The organism is Pseudomonas sp. TH31 (assembly GCF_016650815.1).
In the GTDB taxonomy this organism is placed as follows: Bacteria; Pseudomonadota; Gammaproteobacteria; order Pseudomonadales; family Pseudomonadaceae; genus Aquipseudomonas.
Map to the genome: position 1 here is coordinate 512614 of NZ_JAEKEZ010000038.1, position 21590 is coordinate 534203.

Here is a 21590-nt window from a genome sequence, read left to right on the forward strand (position 1 = left end):
AATGGAAGGCAATCGCGCCCGGTGGCGCGGCCGGGCTTCAAACCCGGTTGGGGACGGCATCCGTTCCCGGGCAGGTTCGACTCCGGCTGCCTTCCGCCAATTTCAACGCGGCGCCAGTTCCTTGAGCAGAAAATCAATGAACGTGCGAGTCTTCTGCGGCACCCGCCGCGACGATGGGTAGACCGCGTTGATGGTGATCGGCGGCGCCTGCCACTCGCACAACACCGGCACCAGCCGACCCGCTGCCAGCGCCTCGTCGACAATGAAATCCGGAAGCAGGGCGATGCCCATACCGGCTTCGGCGGCCTGGGCGAGCAGGTCGCCATTGTTGGCGTGCAATGGGCCGGTGACGTTCACCCGTTGTGTCTCCTTGCCATTGCTCAGTTGCAGGCTGACGCCGCTTTGCAAATAGCCGTAGTTCAAGCATTGGTGGGCTGTCAGGTCCCTGGGTTCCTGTGGCGTGCCGGCACGTTTCAAATAGGCCGGCGAGGCGACCATGATCCGCGGTGCCGGGGCCAACAGCCGGGCGATCATGGACGAGTCGGGCAGGCTCGCAATCCGCAGCGTCACATCAAAACCGCCGCGCACCGGGTCGACTTGCTGATCACTCAGCACAAGCTGCAACTCGATATTCGGGTGCAGTTCATGGAATGCCGGAATCAACGGCCCCAAACGCCGCAAACCGAAGGACATCGGCGCGTTGATCCGCAGCACGCCGCGTAATTCCCCCACACCGTCACGCGCCCGTTGCTCGGCCTCATCCAGCGAGGCGATCAGTTCCCGGGCCGCGTCGTAATACTCAGCACCGGCCTCGGTCAGGTGCAGGCTGCGCGTGGTGCGTTGCAGCAACTGCACGCCGATGGCCTCTTCCAGTGCCTGAATCTGTTTGCTGACTTTGGAGCGCGGCACATCCATTGCCCGGGCTGCGGCGGCGAAGCCGTTCTCGCCGACGGTGGTGATGAAGGCGCGCATGCATTCGATACGATCCACGACTGTCCCCAATTTGGAATCAATGATTCCCGATTTTAGGGAATTGTTCCTTTTTTATCCAGGGCCTACATTAGCTACCAAGCCGCCAGCCAACAGCCTTCCAACGAAGCACGCAGCGGCTAACTCATTAAACAGAACTCATCGACATCAAAAGGAACTCGCCATGTCCATCCGTGAATTGCTCAACCCAACCAACTCCGCCCTGATCCTGATCGACCACCAGCCGCAAATGTCCTTCGGCGTGCAGTCGATCGATCGCCAGACCCTGAAGAACAACACCGTCGGCCTGGCCAAGGCGGCGAAGATTTTCAACGTGCCGACCATCCTGACCTCGGTAGAAACCGAAAGCTTCAGCGGCTACATCTGGCCGGAGTTGCTCGCCGTGTTCCCGGATCATCAACCCATCGAACGCACCTCGATGAACTCCTGGGAAGACAAGGCACTGGTCGCGGCGGTGAAAGCCACCGGGCGCAAAAAGTTGATCATGGCCGCGCTCTGGACTGAGGTCTGCCTGAACTTCCCGGCACTCGAAGCCCTGGCCGAAGGCTACGAGGTGTACATCGTCACCGACGCTTCCGGCGGCACGACCAAAGAAGCCCACGACATGTCGGTGCAGCGAATGATTCAGGCCGGTGCGGTGCCGGTGACCTGGCAACAAGTGCTGCTCGAATACCAACGCGACTGGGCCCACAAGGAAACCTACGACGCGGTGATGGAATTGGTGCGCGAACACAGCGGCGCTTACGGTATGGGCGTGGATTACGCTTACACCATGGTGCACAAGGCACCGCAGCGTCAGCTCAAGTAAGCCGAATCGGTCGCACGGATACCCGGCAATTTGTTACCAAAACTCACATGAAAGTGTGAAAAAAGAGCTCACCGGTTCTCGGAATCGGTGGGCTTTTTTGTTGCTGCTTTTTAAGCAGGTCCAATGTTTTAAAGGTGTTCAGGCCGTTCGGGGCATGGTTTTATGAAGATGGCCATAACATTGCATAGTCATGTACATACAACTATAGGCATTATTCACAAACCCATGGTTCGACACAGGACCCATGTGGGAGCGAGATTGCTCCGGGCGGCGTTCCGACGATAGCGTACTGACAGTCAATATTTATGCTGGATGTGCCGGCCTAATCGCGAGCAGGCTCGCTCCCACAGGTTGTTTTGTGCAAACCTCCCCGAATTTCGAGAGCAGCCGGTTATGAAAACCAGAATTTTTCCAGGATGGTACGTCGTGTTCGCAGCGCATCTGCTGCTCGCACTGATTTTTGGCGGCACTTACTCCTTCGGCGCGTTTTTCTCGCAGATTCAATCCAACTTCGCTGTCGGGAGCTTCTCGGTCGCGTCGGTGTTTTCACTGACAGCCTTTATTTACTACGTGGTCGGGGTGTTCTCCGGGTCTCTGGCGGATCGTATCTCTACCCGCCGGGTGGTCTGCGCCGGGATTATTTCGCTGGCACTGGGCTTCTTCATCGCCAGCCTGGCCTCGGGCTCGTTGCAATGGTTTCTGCTGTGCTTCTGCTCACTGGTCGGTTTAGGTGTCGGTCTGGTGTATGTGCCGACGGTGGCTGCGGTGCAGCGCTGGTTCATCAAGCACCGCAGCAAAGCGTCGGGCATTGCGTTGGCTGGCACCGGGGTCGGGACGTTTGTCGGACCGACTGCCGCCGGGCTGTTGATGCAGCATTTCTCCTGGGAAACGACGATGCAGATCTTCGCCGCGACCATTCTGGTCGTGGGGCTGCTGGTCGCGTTGCTGGTCAGGGGCAATCCGCAGGCGCTGGGTCTGTTACCGGATGGCCTCGACGCCGCTTCGGCGTGCGCCGAGCATCACGCGAGACCCGCGGGCATGCGCTTGGCCGAAGCGGCCGCCACAGGGCGATTCTGGTGGTACTTCGGGGCGATTTTCTTTGGCTCGGTCGGGCTGTTTCTGGCATTGGTGCACATCAATCCCTACGCTCGCCAGTTTGGAATGTCCGCCACCCAGGCCAACCTGTTGATCGGGCTGATCGGTGTGGGCAACGTGGGCGGCCGGCTGTTCCTGGGCAGCATTGGTGACCGGATCGGCGTTCGGCGCCTGCTGATTGTTCTGACTTTCGCCCTGATGCTGCTCAATCTGCTGTGGCTGGGGGCTCATACCTTCCCCGCGTTGGTGCTGTTCGCCGTGTGTTTCGGCGTCGCCAATGGCGGCTGCATTTCCCTGTATCCGTCGGTGACGGCCAGTTGGTTTGGCACGGCGAACCTGGGGGCGATCCTCGGCGCTCTGTATATTTCGGTCGGGATCGCAGCGTTGATCGGCGGCAGTATTGCAGGGTTGTTGTTCGACCTTTACCAGAATTACACCGCCTCAATCCTGCTCGGTGCGCTATGCGCGCTGCTGTCCGTGGGGTTCATCCTGATTGCCGGGCGTCTGCATCAGCCAATGGCTGAGACTCAACTGTCGCGGTGAGCGCCATTCATCGGCAGGCGACTGCCCAGGCGATAGCGCGAGGAAGGGTGGGTCAGGCGCACGTAGGTGACGATTTTACCTTGGCTCCAGGTGCGACGCACCAGGATCAGGCAGGGTTCATTGGCGTCGATCTGCATGTGCTTGCTCTCGTCGCTGCTCGGGTGCCCGGCCTCGACGATGTGTTCCATTTCATCGGGGCGGATGACCTGCAATAGATAACGCGCCGGTTGCAGTTGCTCACCAAACGCTTGCAGCAAAAAGTCCGGCACCAGCTCGGGATTGACGTAGCGATCCTCGAACTGCACCGGCACGCCTTCTTCGCTGTGCACGCAGATCAGATGAAACACCGACGAACCGGTGGGCAGCGCCAGGGCTGCGGCCACCGGCATCGACGCCGCTTCACGCCCCAGGTGCAGGACGCGGCAGGAATAGCTGTGCCCCCGCGCAATGATTTCGTCGGCGATATTGGTGATGCGCAGCAGGTTCGATTGCGGCTTGCTTTCGGCGACGAACGTCCCGACGCCGGAGATCCGTACCAGATGGCCTTCTTCCGTCAGCTCGCGCAAGGCACGGTTGACGGTCATGCGCGAAATGCCCAGCTCTTGCACCAGGCGATTTTCCGACGGGATCAGGTCTCCGGGCTTCCATTCGCCACTGCGCAGCTTGTCTTGCACAAAGTCCTTCGCGCGCCGATAGAGGGCTTGCGGTGCATTTTTGATCATGGGTCAGTCCGCGTCTTTTTGAGCGGCAAGAACACTTGCCAGGGCTTTGAGAAAAAGGTCGTTATCCTCACAGCTACCGATGGACACACGCAAGTACTGCGTGTAGCCGTCTTCACGCCAGGGTTTGAGGATCACGCCCTTGCGCAGTAAGGCCTGATTGATGGTTTCAGCCGGATACGGCGTGCTGAAGTACAGGAAGTTGGCCATCGACGGGGCCGGACTCAATCCCATGTTTTGCAGGGCGACCACCATGTGTCGCCGCTCGTGGGCCACGTGGGCGAGGGTGGCCTGCAAATGCTCTTCGTCCGCCAGCGCAGCAATGGCCGCAGCCTGGGCCACCCGATTGATGTTGAACGGGGTGCGCAGGCGATCGATCAGGTCGGCCAGCAGCGGATCGCTGACAATGCCGTAGCCGATGCGCAACCCGGCCAGGGAATAAGCCTTGGAGAAGGTGCGCAGCAGGATGAACGGCTTGCCGCTGGCCTGGATCAACCCAAGGCAATCGGGATAGTCCGCCTCGAAATCGGCGTACTCGTAATAGGCCTCGTCAAACACCAGCAAGCATTGCGCCGGCAGTACTGCCAACAGCTGTTGCAACTCGTCGGCGTCCAGAGTGCTGCCGACCGGGTTGGACGGGCAGGAGAACATCAGCAAGCGGGTTTTCGGCGTCAGCGCCGCAATCATCGCCGGCACGTCGAAGCGACCTTCGGCCGTCATCGGCACCCCCGATACCCGGCGCCGGCGGCGATGGGATAAATGAAGTGCAGGCCGAACGACGGCACCACCGTGACCACTTCATCGCCATGGTCCAGAAACACCCGGCTGATAATGCTCAGCAAATCTTCGGAACCGTTGCCAAACACCAACTGATTGCCCGGCACGCCGAGTTTTACCGAAAGCGCCGCGCGTAATTCCAGGCAATTGGCATCCGGGTAGAGGGCGATGCTTGAACAGGCTTTGGCCATGGCGGCGGCCACCGCGGGCGCCGGGCCCAACGGGTTTTCGTTGCTGCCCAGCTTGGCCACGCGGGTCAGGCCGAAGCGCTGGCGTACCGCTTCGGTGCTGAGGCCGGCGTTGTAGCTGGCGAGTTCGCGCACTTGTGGGCGCGCGAGGAGTTGCAGTTCAGCAGCGTTCATACCAGAGAGGCCTCTTTGTTGTCCTGCCAGAAGGCATTGCGATCCAGATAGTTCTGCAGAAACTGCTGCAGGCGCGGGTGTTCGCTGTTATGGAAAATTTGCTGCGGCGTGCCTTGGGCGACCACTTGTCCCTGATCGAGGAACACCACCGAGTCGGCGACCTGCGCGGCGAAGCCCATCTCATGGGTCACCACCACCATGGTCATGCCTTCTTTGGCCAGGGTCTTCATGACTTGCAGGACTTCACCCACCAGTTCCGGGTCGAGCGCCGAGGTCGGCTCATCGAACAGCATGATGTGTGGCTCCATGGCCAGCGCCCGGGCGATCGCCACGCGCTGTTGCTGACCACCCGAAAGCTGGATCGGATAGACGTCGGCCTTGTGCGCCAGGCCGACTTTATCGAGCATCGCCAACGCACGCTTGCGCGCTTCGGCAGAAGACAGCTTGCGCACACGCAGCAAGGCTTCGCTGACATTGCCCAGCGCAGTCATGTGCGGCCACAGGTTGAATTGCTGGAAGACCATGCCGACGTTGCGCCGAACCTGATTGATCTGCGATTGCGCGGCGCGTTTGCGGCCCTTGCCGTTGTCCGGCACGAAGCCAAGCAACTGGCCTTCGATATGAATTTCGCCTTCGTCATACTCTTCGAGGAACGCCATGCTGCGCAGCAAGGTGCTTTTGCCCGAGCCGGACGGGCCGATCAGGCACACCACTTCGGAGTGCCGGACCTGCAGGTCGATACCTTTGAGCACGCGCAGGGTGCCGAAGCTCTTGCCGACATTGTGCAGGCGCAACATGGGTTGCGAGTCGCCGGGGAGTTGTTCGGGAGTCTTCATGGGGTCACCTTGTTTCGGGACGATGGGTTTCAAATGGCGTTGTAGGTCGTTCATTGCGCCTGCCTGCTCATGAAGCGTCCGACCCGCGTCTCCAGGTACATGCCCAGGCGCGAACAGAACTCGACCAGCAACAGGTAGCCGATACACAGCACCAACAGGGTTTCGACGAAGGCGAAGGTTTGCGAGCCGATGCCGGTCATGACCATGGTCAACTCCGGGATGGTGATGATCGACAGGACCGCGGTTTCCTTGCACAAAATGGTCACCAGGTTGACCAGCGCCGGCAGGATCATCACCAGCATCTGCGGCACCTGGATACGCAGGATGCATTGCCAGCGGGTAATGCCCAGGCAGTCGGCCGCTTCCAGTTGACCGCGGGCTACCGACTCGAAACCGGTACGAAAGATCTCCGCAAAATAGACGCTGCCGTAGATGCCCAGTCCGAGCACACCGGCTGGAATCGGCTCCAGGCTGAGGCCGAACGACGGCCCGCCGTAGTAGACCAGGAACAACTGGACCAGAAACGGCGTGCTGCGAATCACTTCGATAAACGCCCGCAGCGGCGCGCGGATCAGGTTGTTGCCAAACAGTTGCGCCACGGCAATCAGCAAGCCGAGGAACAACCCGAGCACGACACCGGCGGACCAGGTGCCGAGGGTGACTGCGAAGCCCTGGGCGATGTCATCGAGGTGCTCGGTGATGATCCGGTAATCGAAGATCATGAACGTTGCTCCTTCATGCGTCGCTCCAGCAGACCGCCGCAGAACGCCAGGGGAATGTTGATCAGGCAATAGAAGCCGGCCAGCATCAGGTAGTCCTGAACAAACAGGTAATCGCTGGCCGCCAGGTTCTGCGCGGTGCGGGTCAGGTCAGCGAGGCCGACCACCGACACCAGCGAAGACGCCTTGATCAGCAGGATCATTTCATTGACCAGCGCCGGCAACGTCAGGCGCACGGCTTGCGGCACGCGGATACGGATCAGCATTTGCCCGGTACTCATGCCGAGCAGTCCTGCAGCCTCCAACTGACCACCGGGAATGGCGAGAAAACCACCGCGCAGGATCTCGGCGATGTAGGCCCCGGCGCACAACGACAGGCTGATGATCGCGGCCGTCAGCGGCGACACGTTCGGCAGGCCAACGCGAGGCAGGAAGTAATAAACGAACAGCAATTGCACCAGCAGCGGAATGCCCCGGAACACGAAAATGTAGCCGCCCCCCAAACGTCGGAACAACGGCACCGGCGACAGGCGCAGGCTGGCGACCAGAATGCCGATGAAAAAACCGATCACCAGGGCGGCGGTGGAGACCTCAAGGGTCACCAGCAGGCTGGTCAGCAGCAACGGCAGGTTCTGTAAAAACAAAGGCCAATCGAACATCGCGGCGACTCCAACTCAGTTGATCGCCGGCCAGCACTGGCCGGCGATCAGGCGCTCCAAGGGGCAGGCGGGTTTACCAGGTTGGGGTGAAGTCGGCTTTTGGCACGTCCATCTCGGCCCCCAGCCATTTTTTCTGCAGTGCGGCGAGGCGACCGTCGTCATGCATCTTCAGCAGCGCAGCATCGAGGGCGGCGATCAGGCTGTTGGCGTCGTCATCCTTGCGGCCCAGGTAGGCGAAGTAGGATTTCTTGCCGAACGGCGGCAGGACCACTTTGAACGCCTTGCTGCGCTCGGCGGCGACGTAGGAGATGTTCGGCAGCGAGTTGGCGACGGCGACGATGCGCTTGGCCGCCAGGTCGGCGTAGGCCTGGTTGTTGTCGACGTATTCGCGGATCGTGACTTTCTCCGGCAGCGTGGCGGCGAAGGTCTTGAGCTCTTCGAGTTGCGCCGAACCTTTGCCAGCACCCACGGCCTTGCCGGCGATGTCTTGCGGTTTGGTGATGGTGGTGTCGCTGGCACCGACCATCAAGGCAACGGTCGCTTCCGCAATCGGCAGCATGAAGTGATAACGCTCTTTACGGGCCTGGGTCACGATGATCGGGCCGGCAACCATGTCGAATTTCTTCGCTTCAAGCCCTGGCAATACGCTCGGCCACGGCAGGTCGATGAACTTCACCTTGACCCCCAACTCCTTGCCCAACTGTTCGAACAACTCGGCGTTGAGGCCTTTCTGCTTGCCGTTATCGGTGAAATCGAAAGGCGCAAATTGCAGCTCGGTGCCCACCACCAGTTCACCGGCTTTCTTTACATCGGCCAGTTGGTCGGCGTGAGCCGCCAGGGACGCGACGGCCAGGGTCAGGGCGAGGCACAGGCCGTTGAATCGTTTACTGAATAGAGAATCGAGTTGCATGGTGTCACTCCTTCAGGGGATGCAGCGAGGTTGGGTGTGAGTCCTGCGGTGATTCAGGAGGGCAACAGCAGTTAACGTGCCACTCCGGTATATACAGGCCTTCAGCCGAGGATTTTTCCCGGGTTGAGAATGCCGTTGGGGTCAAAGCAGTCCTTGAGTTGACGCATCACCGCGAGGGCTTCGGGGCCGACCGAGTGATGAAGAAACTCGCGCTTGAGCAGGCCGATGCCATGCTCGGCAGAGACCGAGCCGCCCAATTCGCCGACGGCGCTGTAAACCAGCTCTTCGATCTCGAGAATCGGCGCCGGTTGTGGCAGGGATACGCAGTCCACGGTCAGGTGCAGATTGCTGTCGCCGATGTGTCCGAAATACACGCTGCGGTTGCCCGGCCAGCGCTCTTCCAGGCGTGCGCGACAGCGCTCGACGAAGTCGCCGATCAGGCCGATCGGCAGGCTGACGTCGAAGTTCAGCGGGATCATGCGGGTCGGGAACTCACCGGTGGCTTCACGGATTTTCCAAAGCCCCCGAGCCTGGTTCTGGGAACTGGCGAGCACCGCATCGAGCACTTCGCCGGCGCCGAACGCCTCTTCCAGCGCCGCTTCGAGTTGATCCTGCGGGCCGGCCGATTCAAGCAGCACGTACAGCGGATGGTCCAGTGACAAGGGGGGCGTCGCGTTTTCCAGCCAACTGACCCCGAGGCGAAAGAAGTCCTGCCACATCAGTTCATAGGCTTGCGGCGTGCCGACGCTGCGCTGGATCCGCCGCAACAGGCTGACGGCACTGGCGTAGTCGGGCAGGGCACAGAGCAGGGTGCTGGTCTGGCCGGGTTGCGGCGCCAGCTTCAACACCGCGCGGGTAATCACGCCCAAGGTGCCTTCACTGCCGATGAAGCACTGTTTCAGGTCATAACCGCAGTTGTTCTTGATCATCTTGTTGCGCAAATCGAGGACCCGGCCATCGGCCAGGACCACTTCCAGCCCGAGCACCAGGTCACGGGCCATGCCGTAGCGAATCACCGCGTTGCCCCCGGCATTGGTGGCGATATTGCCGCCGATCTGGCACGAGCCACGGGCACCCAGATCCAGTGGAAAGACAAACCCGGCGTTGAGTGCGGCTTGCTGGATCTCCTCCAGCGTGGTGCCGGCCCACACACTGAGGGTGGCCGCCGCCGGGTCAATCTCTTCAATGCCGCGCAGGCGTTCCAGGGACAAGGCGATGTCGCTGGCCCGAGGCACCGCGCCGCCGGCCAGCCCGGTCATGCCGCCCTGGGGAACCACCGACTGTTGGGCCGCGTTGCAAATCCGCAGGGCGCTGGCGACGTGCGCGGTGGTCCGTGGCAACAGCAACGCAGCGGGGCAGGCCGGGGCATGAGCGGTCCAGTCGCTGTAGTGGCGTTGACTGATATCGGCGCCAGTGATTACCGCATCGTCCCCCAGTGCCTGACGCAATTGTTCGAGGGTGTGTTGTAGATCGTTCATCGGCTCAACTCACAGTCGGGGAAAGTGGAGGACGTCGTGATCAAGGCACGACTATCGAGTAGTTTCAGGTCCGCAGTGCCCAGCAAAGACAAGGCCAGGCGCAGCTCTTGCGCCAGCAGGTCGAGGGCATGGCCTGCGCCTGCCTGTCCGCCGACGGCGACTCCATAAAGCGTAGATCGCCCCAGCAACACCGCATCGGCGCCGAGTGCGCAGGCTTTGAGAATGTCGCTGCCGCGACGGATGCCACTGTCGAGCAGCAGGGCAAGTTTGCCTTTGGCCACGGCGGCAATCGCGGGCAGGCAGTCGAGGCTGGCGGGAACCCCGTCCAGTTGCCGGCCGCCATGGTTGCTCACCACTAATCCGTCGAGTCCCAGGGCCACGGCTTTCTCGGCATCCGCCGGGTGCAGCACACCCTTGAGCAACAGTCGATGCGGCCAGCGTTCGCGCAGTCGGGCCAGGGCATCCCAGTCGAGCCCGGTGTCCATCTGGCTGCCGATAAACTGTGCGGCGCCTTCAATGGTGCGTTGTTCGGCAGGCAGATAACGCTCGATGTTGCCCAGGGTCGGGAGGCCGTGTGGCCACAGCGCCTGGGCCATCCAGCGCGGATGACACAGCACGTCGAGCTTGTTGCGCAGGCTCAGTTGCCGGGGCCGGGCGAAATTGCGTCGGTCCCATTCCCGATTGCCCAGCAACACCGCGTCGCTGGTCAGCAGCAGGGTCTTGCAACCGACCGCATCGGCACGTTGCAACAGGTCCTCACGTACGGCGCGATCGCGCAGGCAATACAGTTGAAACCAGAGATTCACCTCGGGCACCGCCGCCACGACGTGTTCCAGGGAGCTGGTGGAAACGGTGCTGAGGGTGAAGGGCAGGCCACGCTCCGTTGCGGCCGGGCCAAGTGAATATCGGCGTCGCGATAGAGCATCGCGTTGTAGCCAGTGGGGCCGATGGCCATTGGCAGCGGCAGGTCTCGCCCGAACAGCGAACACCGGGTTTGCGTGGCCGAGCAAGGTACCAGGGTACGAGGCAGCAGCGCGATGTCAGCAAAGGCCTGGCGGTTGCGCTGCAACGTCAGTTCTTCCTCGGCGCCGCCCTCCAGGTATTCCCAGGCGAAATGCGGCAGGCGTCGCCGTGCCATGGCCGCCAGTTCGGCAATGCTCTGTGCCCGATGAATATCCGAGCCTGAATAGTAGCGACGCATGGCAATCCCTATGGCGTGATGGAAGAGGCGCAGCCAGGCTGCGCCGACCCGTTTGCGATCAGGCGTACAGGCGTTCGGCGGGCAACCAGCGCTCGAACGCGGCAAATTCCACCCAGGCGCGGGCGGTGGCGATGTCGGGGGCGAAGTAACGGTCTTCGTCGTAGTGCGCGACTTCGCTGCGAATCATCGCCAGGACCTCGCCGAGCTTTTTCGAGGTCGTGAGCGGGGCATGCAAATCCACGCCCTGAGCCGCACCGAGCAGTTCGATGGCCACCACCGCGCTGCTGTTACCGGCCATGTCCAGTAGACGACGGGCCGCGAAGGTCGCCATCGACACATGGTCTTCCTGGTTGGCCGAGGTCGGCAGGCTGTCGACCGATGCCGGGTGCGCCAGGGTCTTGTTTTCCGACGCCAGCGCAGCGGCGGTCACTTGAGCGATCATGAACCCCGAGTTCAGGCCACCTTCGCGCACCAGAAAGGCCGGCAGGCCGGAGAGTGCCGGGTCAACCAGTTGGGCGATACGGCGTTCGGACAAGGCTCCGATTTCGGAAATTGCCAAGGCCAGTACATCGGCAGCCATCGCCACTGGTTCGGCGTGAAAGTTGCCACCCGACAGCACGTCGCCGTCAGCGCTGAACACCAGCGGGTTATCCGAAACCGCATTGGACTCACGCAAGAACACACCCGCGGCGAAGCGCAAATGGTCCAGGCAGGCGCCCATGACTTGTGGCTGGCAGCGCAGCGAATACGGGTCCTGGACCCGAGTGCAATCGATATGCGATTGACGAATTTCACTGTTCGCCAGCAGTTCGCGGTAGTACAGCGCCACATCGATTTGCCCCGGCTGACCGCGCACGGCCTGGATGCGTGGGTCGAAAGGCACATCGGAGCCTTTCAAGGCTTCCACGCTCAGACTGCCGGCCACCACGGCGGCGGTGAACAGTTTCTCGGCGGCAAACAGCCCGCGCAGCGCCAGAGCCGTGGATACCTGGGTGCCATTGATCAGCGCCAGCCCTTCCTTCGGCCCCAGTACCAGCGGTTCCAGACCGGCAATTGCCAAGCCTTCGACGGCGTCCATCTCACGCCCGTTATGGCGGACGCGACCGACACCAATCAGTACCGCCGACATATGCGCCAACGGGGCCAGGTCACCCGAGGCGCCGACCGAGCCCTGAGACGGAATGCACGGATAGACCTTGGCGACATACAACTGAACCAGTGCTTGAATCACTTCCCAGCGAATACCGGAAAAACCCCGGGCCAGGGAGCCGACCTTCAACGCCATGATCAGGCCGACACTGGCGTCATCGAGTAGTGGACCGGTGCCGGTGCAGTGCGAGAGCAACAGGTTGCGCTGCAACTTGGTCAGCGATTCGGTCGGGATCGACGTTCTGGCAAGCAAGCCGAAGCCGGTATTGATGCCATACACCGTGCGTTCGTTGGCGATGATCTGGTTCACGGTGCGGGTACTGGCCTCCACGGTTTCGCGGGCCTGCGGGTCCAGTTCAATGGCGCATTGCTTCTGATAGATGACGCGCAATTGATCGAGCGTGAGTTGACCGGGTTTGAGCAGCAGAGGTGTGTGCATTGCAATGTCCTGGGGCAGTGGTGGGTGGAATAGGCAGCTATATCATCCTGTATATACAGGTAGAGCAATATGCGGGCCAAAATGACCGTTATCTTCAGGGATGCGCGTTTCAGACACGCGCTGTGCAGCTTTTAAAAGAACCCGGCGGCTTGGCAACCTTTGAATGTGTAACCGAAAGCTGCACCAAATACGCGCTCGCCGCACACTGTTGGGGCGTATGGAAACCAACGATAGCTGGGGATTGGTTCGGCCCAGGGTGGTTGGGCAACGAACAGACGCCTTGGCGTGCGGGGAGTTGGGGGAGTGGGGTAGGGAGCGGCACAGTAAATGCTTTTAGCTGTATATACAGGGTGGCGCCGTTGCCTCCTGTCCCTGAACGATCACCCATCACCACGGCCTCTGGAGTGAGCATGTCTTCTACTATTCATCTGCCTCTGATCGATATGTCCGGTGTCCGCGAAGGTGACAAGGCGAGTATTCGTCGAGCCGCCGACGCCATTCGAACCGCCTGCTGCGACATCGGCTTCTTCTACATCATCAATCACGGGGTGCCGCAGGCGGTGATCGACCGGGCAATGTCGGCCGCCGGAGAATTCTTTGCTTACCCGGCCGAGATCAAGCGGCAGGTAGCGGTCAACAAACGGCATCGTGGCTGGCATGCGTTGGGCGGGGCGACCATGTACGAAGCCACCAAACCCGATCACAAGGAATTTTTCAGTATTGGGCTCGAACTGGCCGAGGATGATCCCAGCGTGCTCGCCGGTGAGGCGCTGCGCGGGCCAAATCAATGGCCGCAATACATGCCGTCGTTGCGCGAGGCCTTGTCTGACTACTATCAGGAGATCGCCAGGGCCGGCGCCGACCTGTTGCGGGTGGTGGCAGTGGGGCTGGGCATTGACGAAGATTTTTTCACCGACAAATACACCAAGCCGTTGCAGCGCACCCAGATGGTCTATTACCCGCCGCAACCGCCCCAGGCCGAAGCCGATCAGTTCGGGGTGGCTCCTCACACTGACTACGGTTGCATCACGTTGCTGTATCAGGACAACAGTGGCGGTTTGCAGGTCCGTGAACTGGGCTCCAACCGCTGGATCGATGCCACGCCGATTCCCGGCAGCCTGGTGGTGAACGTCGGAGACCTGTTGGCGCGCTGGTCCAATGATCGTTTTCGCTCGACCCTGCATCGGGTGATCAACACCTCGGGCCACGAACGCTACTCCATCGCGACGTTCTATGACCTGACCTATGGCGCCACGGTCGATCCCTGCGACTTGGGGATCGACCCGGCGCTGAGCCTTTATCCGCCGGTGGCGGCGGGGGACTACATCCTCAAGCGGATCGACGACTCGATGGCGTATCGCAAAAAACAGGCATAAGCCTGAGGATTGAAATGCACTCCTGTGGGAGCGGGCTTGCTCGCGAAGAGGCCGTGTCAGTCGACATCAATGCTCACTGAACCACCGCTTTCGCGAGCAAGCCCGCTCCCACAGGTTATGCGCCTTAACTGACTGGCGTTTGGCATAGCGCCGATCAAAGGTGACCGAAACTCAGCGGGTACTGAACCACGACATAAACCCGGTCGATGTCATCGCCCGCCTGGGCGCTGTTGGCCCGATGTGACACATGGGACAGCTGCAAGGACAAGCCCTTGGCCGACCCCGATTGCACGACGTAGCGTAAATCGATGTCGCGCTCCCAGTGCCGTCCGCCATCACCTTGTTGCGGCTGGTATTCACCGGTCGCTGCGTCGAACGGGTTGTAGGCACCGCCCTTGGGCGCATGGGTGCCGTCGATGTCGCGGCCCGTCACATAGCGGGTCATGAAGTTCAGCCCGGGAATGCCGAACGCCCCCAGGTCGAGGTCGTAGCGGGCTTGCCAGGAGCGCTCGTGGGCGCCGTTGAAGTCGGCGTACTTGATCGAGTTCGCGAGGTAAATGGAGTCGCCGCCGACGAAATCGAACGGGGTGTCGCCATTGATTTGCTGATAGGCCAGGGTGAATCCATGCGCACCAAGGGTGTACTTGCCCGACAGGCTGTAGGCCGTGTTGTCGATTGCCCCCGCCAGTGCCCGGCCGGTGTCTTGCGTGTGATAGAGATTGGCGTCGAGGAAAATATCCGATTGCTTCAGGTGCAGATTGCCGTAGTACTGGTGCCAGGTGTCGCTCAGTTCGGAGGCGTACAACGCGCCGCCCAGCGGGCTGTTGGTGAACAGGTCGGCGCCGAGAAAGCTAATGCCGCCCGCCTCGGTGTTGGCACCGTACCCGTAGAAGTCACCCTTGCTCGATGAGCTGTCCTGGTTCTTGAACGCCGTGAAGTGCCCGGCCACCAGGTTCATCCCGTCGATTTCCCGGCTGTTCATCAGAAAACCCGTGGCGTACTCCGGTTGCAGGCGTTTGTCCGAGGTGTCGAACACCGGGGTTTCCACGCTCATTTCACCGAACGCCAGGGTGGTGCGGGACGCCTTGAGCTTGATTGCGCCGCCGCCACTGGAGAAGTTGCTTTCGCTACGGCCATCATTATCAACCGGCAGTAATCCGGTGCCTGAATGTCCTTTGCCGCCGTCGAGCTTGAGCCCGAGAAAGGCGTGTGCGTCGAGACCGAACCCAATGCGGCCGTCGGTGAAACCGGATTCAAAAGAGCTGATAAAGCCTTGAGCCCATTCCTGTTTGTAACTCTTGCCCGCAGGCGAGGGTGAGCGGTAGTCGCTGTTGAGGTAGAAGTTTCGACTCAATACACCCAGCGTCGCGCCGTCCAGGAAGCCTTGCGCTATGGGTGCCGGTTCATCGGCCAGGACCGTGCCGGCGAACAGAATCGTCATGGCGGCAAGGGATTTACAGTGTCGTGCAGAAAAGGTCATGGGTGATCACCACGAGGCAGCGACTGCGCAGGACCCGCAGTCGCTGTTTTTTCTTAATGGCCTTCGGAAGCGCCAAACATGGTCTTGGCGTAGATCAAGCCCAAACCATAAGAACCCCCATTGGCGATCGAGGTTTTCACGGTTTCTTCATAGGTCTCGGTACGCGCCCAGTCACGTTGCAGTTCCAGCAGGTATTGCAGCGACGTCATCGGCCGGGCACCGAGCTGGACCATGCGCTGGATCGCCATTTCATGGGCTTCGATCGAAACATCGCCGCAGGCATCGGCAATGAAGTACACCTCGAAGCCCTGGTCGATGGCCGACAAGGCCGGGCCGACGATGCACACCGAGGTCCACAGGCCGGCCAGGACGATTTTCTGCTTGCCGAACGTGTTGACTTCAACGGCGATGCGCTCGTCTTCCCAGGTGTTCATGCTGGTGCGATCGATCACGTGATGTTCCGGGAACACCGACTTGATTTCGTCGAAGATCGGCCCGGAAAAACTCTTCTCGGCGACGGTGGTGAGGATGGTCGAGACCTTGAATCCACGAGCCGCCTTGGCCACCAGCGCCGCATTGTTGCGCAGGGTCACGGCGTCGATGGACTTGGTCGCAAAGGACATCTGCGACTGGTGGTCGATCATGATCAGGGTGTGGTCGGTTGGAGTCAGCAGGGTTTTGCCGGGTACTGCTTTTGCAATGGCCATCACAAGGTCCTTACGGGAGGGAGTGAAGGGCCATGGTTGCGCAGATTCGGGCGGGGATATTGAGTCGGTGTGCTGTGTTTGGTTTTTTGCGGGGATGAGGCGCCAAGCCCTGCGCGATGTTCATTTATCGCGCAGGGCTTCTATCATTGCTTCACGTAGCGCCCCGGTGCCGACTCGATTGCCGGGTAACGGGCATTTCCGATACTCAGCACCGAAGGTTGGCGCTCCCCGGCGTGACTGGCCAGCCAGACGCACCAGTCATTCCACCAGCTCCCCGGATGCTGGTCTGCATTCTTGAACCAGGTGTCCGGGTTTTTGCTGACGCGGTTGTTGGTCCAGTAATGACGCTTGTGGTTGGCCGGCGGGTTGATCACCCCGGCGATATGCCCCGACGCGCCGAGTACAAAGCGCTTGGTCCCGCCCAGCAGATTGGTGCTGGCGTAAGCGCTGCGCCACGGCACGATGTGGTCGTCATGGGTGGCAAGGATATACGCCGGCGCCTCGATGGCCCGCAGGTCCAGCTTGACTCCACAGCAATCCAGTTCGGCGGATTTCAGGTCGTTCTGCAGGTAGGTATGGCGCAAGTACCAGCAATACATCGGGCCGGGCAGATTGGTGCTGTCGTTGTTCCAGAACAACAGGTCCAACGCGATTGGCTTCAGGCCCTTGAGGTACTTGTCGACGTTGTAGTTCCACCACAGGTCATTGGGGCGCAACAGCGAGAAGGTGTTGCCCATGTCCTCGCCCTTGAACAAGCCTATGGGGCCGTCCTTTCCGCCAATGGTGCGTTCGCGGTAGGCCACCAGTTGTTCGTCGACGAAGATGTCGATGGGACCGGTGTCGAGGTAATCGAGGAAGGTGGTCAACAGACTGACGCTGGCGATTTCTTTATCGCCGCGCGCGGCCAGGACCGCCAGCGCCGTGCTTAACAACGTGCCGCCGATGCAGAAACCGACGCAGTTGGGCCGTTGCTCGCCGCTGATTTCGCGGGTCACTTGCAGGCCCTTGATGATGCCGGTTTCGATCAGGTCATCCCAGGTGGTGTTGGCGTGCGCCTGGTCGAAGTTGCGCCAGGACATCAGAAACACCGGGTGCCCTTGCTGCAACAGGTGGCGGATCATCGAGTTGTCGGGGCGCAGGTCGAGGATGTAGTACTTGTTGATCGACGGCGGCACGACGAACACCGGGCGGCGGTACTGGGTTTCGGTTTGCGGGTAGTACTGAATCAGCTGGAACAGTTCGTTCTCGAACACCACCTCGCCAGGAGTGGTGGCCAGATCCACACCGACCTTGAAGGCGTTGCTGTCGCACTGGCGCATCTTGCCTTCTTGCAGGTCGCTGGCCAGGTGCAGCAACCCCGTGAGCAGGCTGGCACCCTGGGTGTCGACCACTCGTTGCAAGGCATCCGGGTTACTCGCCAGGAAGTTGCTCGGCGCACCGGCGGCGATGGCTTGCTCCACCAGATACAGCAGGCGCTGGCGCGGCTTCTTTTCCTTGATCGGCAGCTTGTCCAGCAACTTCAACAGGAACCCGGCGTTGAGCAGGTAAAACGCGGCGAGGGAACCGAACAGCGGTTGGCTCCAGTTGCCGCTGGCAAATCGTCGGTCTTCGAAGGTAAACGGCTGGCCAGTCATCAGGCGCTGGCCGAGGTCGCCCCATTGCAGTTGGTAGTCCGATTGCAGGCTGTCGAGGGTGCCGCGAGGCAGGTCGAACCAGTCGTTGTATTCATGCCCTGTAAACCATGGATTGGTGCTGACCCACAGGCGTAATTGTTGCACTGCAAAGGACGCAATGAACGGAACCTGGCCGGACCAGTAAGTGTTGAAGGTGTGCGCGTTGTTATCCATGGAACTCCTTGCCCACAAAGATAAACCGGGCAGAAAAAAGCGCGGCACCGTGCTGCGGTGCCGCGTCAGTAGCTAAGGCAAGCAGTTCGGTGTGACTAGCGCTCGATGACCAGGCTGACGCCTTGCCCGCCGCCGATGCACAACGTGGCCAGGCCTTTGTGGCCATCGCGGCGGATCAGCTCAAACAGCAGCGAGACCAGAATCCGCGCACCCGATGCGCCAATCGGATGACCGAGGGCAATTGCACCGCCATTGACGTTGACCTTGCTGGTGTCCCAGCCCAGTTCCTTGGCGACCGCCAGTGACTGGGCGGCGAAGGCTTCGTTGGCTTCGATCAGGTCCAGGTCGGTGAGATTCCAGCCGGCCTTCTCCAGTACCAGGCGGGTCGCCGGGACCGGGCCGATGCCCATGATCGATGGGTCTACACCGGCACTGGCGTAAGCCTTGATCCGCGCCAGAATCGGTAACCCCAAGGCCTGAGCCTTGGCGGCGCTGGCCAGTAACAGCACGGCGGCACCATCGTTGAGGGTCGACGAATTGCCGGCGGTGACGCTGCCGTCTTTCTGGAACGCCGGTTTGAGTTTGCCCAGGGACTGGAGGCTGCTGTCTGGCCGTGGCTGTTCATCGGTGTCGAAGGCCAGCGGTTCACCCTTGCGCTGGGGAATCAGGATCGGGGTGATTTCACGCTTGAAGTAACCAGCCTCGATGGCCGCGGCGGCTTTCTGTTGCGAGGTGGCGGCGAAGGTATCTTGTTGCTCGCGCGTGAGGCTGTACTTCTGCGCCAGGTTCTCCGCGGTAATGCCCATGTGGTAGTCGTTGAACGCATCCCACAAACCGTCCTGGATCACGCTGTCTTGCAGTTGCGCATGGCCCAGGCGCAAGCCGGTTCGGGCCTTGGGCAACACGTAGGGTGCCAGGCTCATGTTTTCCTGACCGCCGGCAATCACCAGTTCCGCGTCACCACAGCGGATCGCCTGAACCGCCAGTTGCACAGCCTTGAGGCCTGAACCGCAGACTTTGTTCAACGTCATCGCGGGGGTGGTGAAGGGCAGGCCGGCCTTGATCGCGGTCTGGCGTGCCGGGTTTTGCCCCGAACCGGCGCTGAGCACCTGGCCGAGGATCACTTCATCGATTTGTTCTGCGCTGATGCCCGTCTGTTCCAGCAGGCGGCGAATCAGCGCCGCACCCAGTTCAGTGGCCGGTATCGCGGACAAGGCACCCTGGAAGCTGCCGATGGCGGTACGAGTGGCGGCAACGATTACGACTTCGTTCATGCGTGACCTCATTAAGATTGTGTCGAACGGGAGCAGGGCCTCCATGCCCTGACAGGCCTACTGCATGTTCATGCCGCCGTTGACCGAAAAGTCGGCTCCGGTGCTGTAGGCCGATTCATCGGAAGCCAGCCAGGCGACGATGGAGGCGATTTCTTCCGGTTGACCCAGGCGTCCGACCGGGGTGGCGGCGATCATGCTGTCGAGGATGTCCGGGCGAATGGCCGCGGTCATGCTGGTCTGGATGTAGCCCGGCGAAACCGTATTGACGGTCACGCCCTTGCCCGAGACTTCCCGCGCCAGGGCCATGGTGAAGCCGTGGATGCCGGCCTTGGCCGCGCTGTAGTTGGTCTGGCCGAACTGGCCGCGCTGACCGTTGATGGAAGAGATGTTGATCACTCGCCCCCAGCCTTTGCTCAACATGCCCTCAATCACCTGTTTGGTGGTGTTGAACAAGCCGCTGAGGTTGGTGCCGATCACGGCGTTCCAGTCTTCGGGGGTGAGTTTGCGAAACGAGGCGTCCCGGGTGATGCCGGCGTTGTTGACCAGCACATCGACCGGCCCGACCGTTTCCCTGACCAGCTCGAAAGCCTTGCGGGTCGACTCCCAGTCGGTGATGTCGCCATACACGAATTCGAATTCATAGCCCGCCGCCAACTGGCTCGCGGCCCACTCGTTCTTGCGGCTGGAGTTGGCGCTGCAACCCACCACAACCTTGAAACCTTCCTTGTAAAGACGCTGGCTGATCGCCGTACCAATCCCACCCATACCACCGGTTACCAATGCAATACGACCAAGCGACTTCATATGCTCCTTCCCTTTTATATTTTGCGCTGCAAGATGGCAGGATTGTTCGGCATTCCCGGGGGCTGGGGAAGTGTTGTGAGGTGACGCAATGGTGTCCAACGGTGCCATGCCTGGCTAAAAACGAGGAGTACCTATACTGGGATCAACACTCGCCACTGAGCGGCCCGTTATTATTTGATTCAGCGCAGATCGGTTATGGCTCCGGACAGGATGTTCGGTTCCACAGGTCATTGAGGACGCCATGTACAGAATGAGTTCCGGCTATGCCAGCGTGCTGGTCAATACGCTCTCGGCTCAAGGGCTGGATGTCGCCAGTCTGTGCCTTGAGGCTGGACAGGACATCAATCTCGCGAACCAACCCGGAGCGTTTTGCGAGCGACGTGCGATCTATCGACTATGGGCGCTGGCGGCACAGGCCAGTGGTGATCCCGATATCGGCCTGAAAGCCTATGGCAACTTCCATCCCGGCAGTTTTCAGATTGTCGGCTACACCATGATGTCCAGTCTGAACCTGAAAAAGGCCCTTGAACGGCTGGTGCGTTTCAGCCCGTTGATCGGTACCGGGTTCAGCCTGTTTTTCATGGCCGAGCAGCAGCACTATCGATTGGCCGCGCTGGATCATCAGCAGGCCGGCTCGGTCAAACCACGGCAATATGTCGACGCTGGCCTGGCGTCCTTGATGGGGTTCTGTCGCTGGCTGGCTGGCGGCAACTCGCCGCAACCGCTGCAGGTGGAGTTCAGTTATCCAGAACCTGAAGACACGTCTGAACATCGGCGTTTGTTTGGCTGCAACCTGCAGTTTGACGCGGCCTACGACAGCATTCTGTTCGACGGCCAGGAAGTGCTGCGCCCGTTGAGCATGGCCAACGAGGCGCTGGCGGTGTTGCATGACAGTTTTGCCGAAGCGCAACTGGAGCTGCTGTTTGGTTTCTCGATTGTCGGCAGGATTCGCGCGTTGATTACCGAGCGGTTGAGCCAGGGGCAGGGGCCGTACGATATGGAGTCGATCGCCGCCGCGTTGAATATCAGCAAACGCACACTGCAACGAACGCTGGAAAAGGATGGGACGCAATTCAAGGATGTGCAGAGCGCGGTGCGCCGGCAACTGGCGGATTTTTACTTGCGCCATTCTCATTTCAACATGAAGCATGTGGCGTATTTGCTTGGCTTTCATGATCACAGCAGTTTCAACAAGGCGTGCAGCCGCTGGTTCGGGATGACGCCGGGGCAGTATCGGGCGGATGAATCCCTTGAAGTGGAAGAGGCTGTGCCGGTTTGAGGTAGCCGCTGGCGGTGCCTGCGTCCGGCTTGTTGTAGCAGCTGCCGAGCCCGCGAGGCTGCGTCCGGCTGCGCAGCAGTCGCAAAACCCGGATGCACGGTCTTCCTGAAACACCGCGCGGCCTGAATTGACGACTGC

Annotated in this window: 19 protein-coding genes, 1 tRNA gene and 1 pseudogene; 5 read left to right on the forward strand and 16 right to left on the reverse strand. The window is 60.8% G+C overall.

The genetic code is table 11. The features are described 5' to 3' along the window. Positions 1-3 precede the first annotated feature (3 nt). Positions 4-99 (forward strand) — tRNA-Sec (locus JFV26_RS32690). 3 nt (positions 100-102) lie between these two features. Here the strand turns inward: JFV26_RS32690 and JFV26_RS32695 are convergent. Further along, positions 103-990, reverse strand: a complete 888-nt coding sequence (locus tag JFV26_RS32695) for a LysR substrate-binding domain-containing protein (RefSeq protein WP_201197635.1) — start codon at positions 988-990, stop codon at positions 103-105. A 163-nt stretch (positions 991-1153) separates the two neighbouring features. Between JFV26_RS32695 and JFV26_RS32700 the strand changes: the two genes are divergently transcribed. Both JFV26_RS32700 and JFV26_RS32705 read left to right on the forward strand, forming a co-directional pair. Then, positions 1154-1798 carry a hydrolase gene (locus tag JFV26_RS32700; RefSeq protein ID WP_201197636.1) on the forward strand — a complete coding sequence of 215 codons (645 nt, stop codon included), beginning with the start codon at positions 1154-1156 and terminating at the stop codon, positions 1796-1798. A gap of 426 nt (positions 1799-2224) precedes the next feature. Beyond that, positions 2225-3436 (forward strand): MFS transporter, encoded by a 1212-nt coding sequence (locus JFV26_RS32705; RefSeq protein WP_201197637.1) that lies wholly within the window; start codon positions 2225-2227, stop codon positions 3434-3436. Here JFV26_RS32705 and hutC read toward each other — a convergent pair. The 10 genes and pseudogenes from hutC to hutH form a co-directional block, all read right to left on the reverse strand. Continuing rightward, positions 3421-4158 carry a histidine utilization repressor gene (gene hutC, locus JFV26_RS32710; protein WP_201197638.1) on the reverse strand — a complete coding sequence of 246 codons (738 nt, stop codon included), beginning with the start codon at positions 4156-4158 and terminating at the stop codon, positions 3421-3423. The two genes, JFV26_RS32705 and hutC, sit on opposite strands and share 16 nt — an antisense overlap. A 3-nt stretch (positions 4159-4161) precedes the next feature. Beyond that, on the reverse strand, positions 4162-4875 hold the full coding sequence (locus JFV26_RS32715) for an aminotransferase class I/II-fold pyridoxal phosphate-dependent enzyme (protein ID WP_201197639.1): 714 nt from the start codon (positions 4873-4875) through the stop codon (positions 4162-4164). Beyond that, on the reverse strand, positions 4872-5294 hold the full coding sequence (locus JFV26_RS32720; RefSeq protein WP_201197640.1) for a hypothetical protein: 423 nt from the start codon (positions 5292-5294) through the stop codon (positions 4872-4874). The genes JFV26_RS32715 and JFV26_RS32720 overlap by 4 nt, the downstream gene beginning before the upstream one ends. Next, complete coding sequence (locus tag JFV26_RS32725) at positions 5291-6091, reverse strand: amino acid ABC transporter ATP-binding protein (protein WP_201197712.1); 801 nt, start codon at positions 6089-6091, stop codon at positions 5291-5293. The genes JFV26_RS32720 and JFV26_RS32725 overlap by 4 nt, the downstream gene beginning before the upstream one ends. A gap of 89 nt (positions 6092-6180) precedes the next feature. Continuing rightward, positions 6181-6852: an amino acid ABC transporter permease gene (locus JFV26_RS32730; RefSeq protein ID WP_201197641.1), complete on the reverse strand. Its 672-nt coding sequence runs from the start codon at positions 6850-6852 to the stop codon at positions 6181-6183. Further along, positions 6849-7508 (reverse strand): amino acid ABC transporter permease, encoded by a 660-nt coding sequence (locus JFV26_RS32735; RefSeq protein ID WP_201197642.1) that lies wholly within the window; start codon positions 7506-7508, stop codon positions 6849-6851. Before JFV26_RS32735 ends, JFV26_RS32730 begins: the two co-directional genes overlap by 4 nt. 73 nt (positions 7509-7581) lie before the next feature. Further along, positions 7582-8418: a transporter substrate-binding domain-containing protein gene (locus tag JFV26_RS32740; protein WP_201197643.1), complete on the reverse strand. Its 837-nt coding sequence runs from the start codon at positions 8416-8418 to the stop codon at positions 7582-7584. 101 nt (positions 8419-8519) lie between these two features. Then, positions 8520-9896 (reverse strand): FAD-binding oxidoreductase, encoded by a 1377-nt coding sequence (locus JFV26_RS32745; protein ID WP_201197644.1) that lies wholly within the window; start codon positions 9894-9896, stop codon positions 8520-8522. Next, positions 9893-11097: pseudogene (locus JFV26_RS32750) on the reverse strand (alpha-hydroxy acid oxidase). Before JFV26_RS32750 ends, JFV26_RS32745 begins: the two are co-directional and overlap by 4 nt. 58 nt (positions 11098-11155) lie before the next feature. Further along, positions 11156-12685, reverse strand: a complete 1530-nt coding sequence (gene hutH, locus JFV26_RS32755; RefSeq protein ID WP_201197645.1) for a histidine ammonia-lyase — start codon at positions 12683-12685, stop codon at positions 11156-11158. A gap of 410 nt (positions 12686-13095) precedes the next feature. Between hutH and JFV26_RS32760 the strand changes: the two genes are divergently transcribed. Beyond that, positions 13096-14061 (forward strand): isopenicillin N synthase family dioxygenase, encoded by a 966-nt coding sequence (locus tag JFV26_RS32760; RefSeq protein ID WP_201197646.1) that lies wholly within the window; start codon positions 13096-13098, stop codon positions 14059-14061. A 154-nt stretch (positions 14062-14215) separates the two neighbouring features. Here the strand turns inward: JFV26_RS32760 and JFV26_RS32765 are convergent, their stop codons facing one another. The 5 genes from JFV26_RS32765 to phbB all read right to left on the reverse strand — a co-directional run bounded on the left by JFV26_RS32765 (position 14216) and on the right by phbB (position 20173). Next, complete coding sequence (locus JFV26_RS32765) at positions 14216-15541, reverse strand: OprD family porin (protein WP_201197647.1); 1326 nt, start codon at positions 15539-15541, stop codon at positions 14216-14218. Between the two features lie 53 nt (positions 15542-15594). Then, complete coding sequence (locus JFV26_RS32770) at positions 15595-16248, reverse strand: hydrolase (protein ID WP_201197648.1); 654 nt, start codon at positions 16246-16248, stop codon at positions 15595-15597. 143 nt (positions 16249-16391) lie between these two features. After that, positions 16392-18095, reverse strand: a complete 1704-nt coding sequence (phaC, locus tag JFV26_RS32775) for a class I poly(R)-hydroxyalkanoic acid synthase (RefSeq protein WP_201197649.1) — start codon at positions 18093-18095, stop codon at positions 16392-16394. 95 nt (positions 18096-18190) lie between these two features. Continuing rightward, positions 18191-19369 (reverse strand): acetyl-CoA C-acetyltransferase, encoded by a 1179-nt coding sequence (locus JFV26_RS32780; protein WP_201197650.1) that lies wholly within the window; start codon positions 19367-19369, stop codon positions 18191-18193. A gap of 57 nt (positions 19370-19426) precedes the next feature. Further along, positions 19427-20173 (reverse strand): acetoacetyl-CoA reductase, encoded by a 747-nt coding sequence (gene phbB / locus JFV26_RS32785; protein WP_201197651.1) that lies wholly within the window; start codon positions 20171-20173, stop codon positions 19427-19429. A 241-nt stretch (positions 20174-20414) separates the two neighbouring features. On the opposite strand from phbB, the gene JFV26_RS32790 reads away from it, so the two are divergent. Next, a complete protein-coding gene (locus JFV26_RS32790) occupies positions 20415-21452 on the forward strand; it encodes an AraC family transcriptional regulator (RefSeq protein ID WP_201197652.1) in 1038 nt (345 codons plus the stop codon). Positions 21453-21590 lie beyond the last annotated feature (138 nt).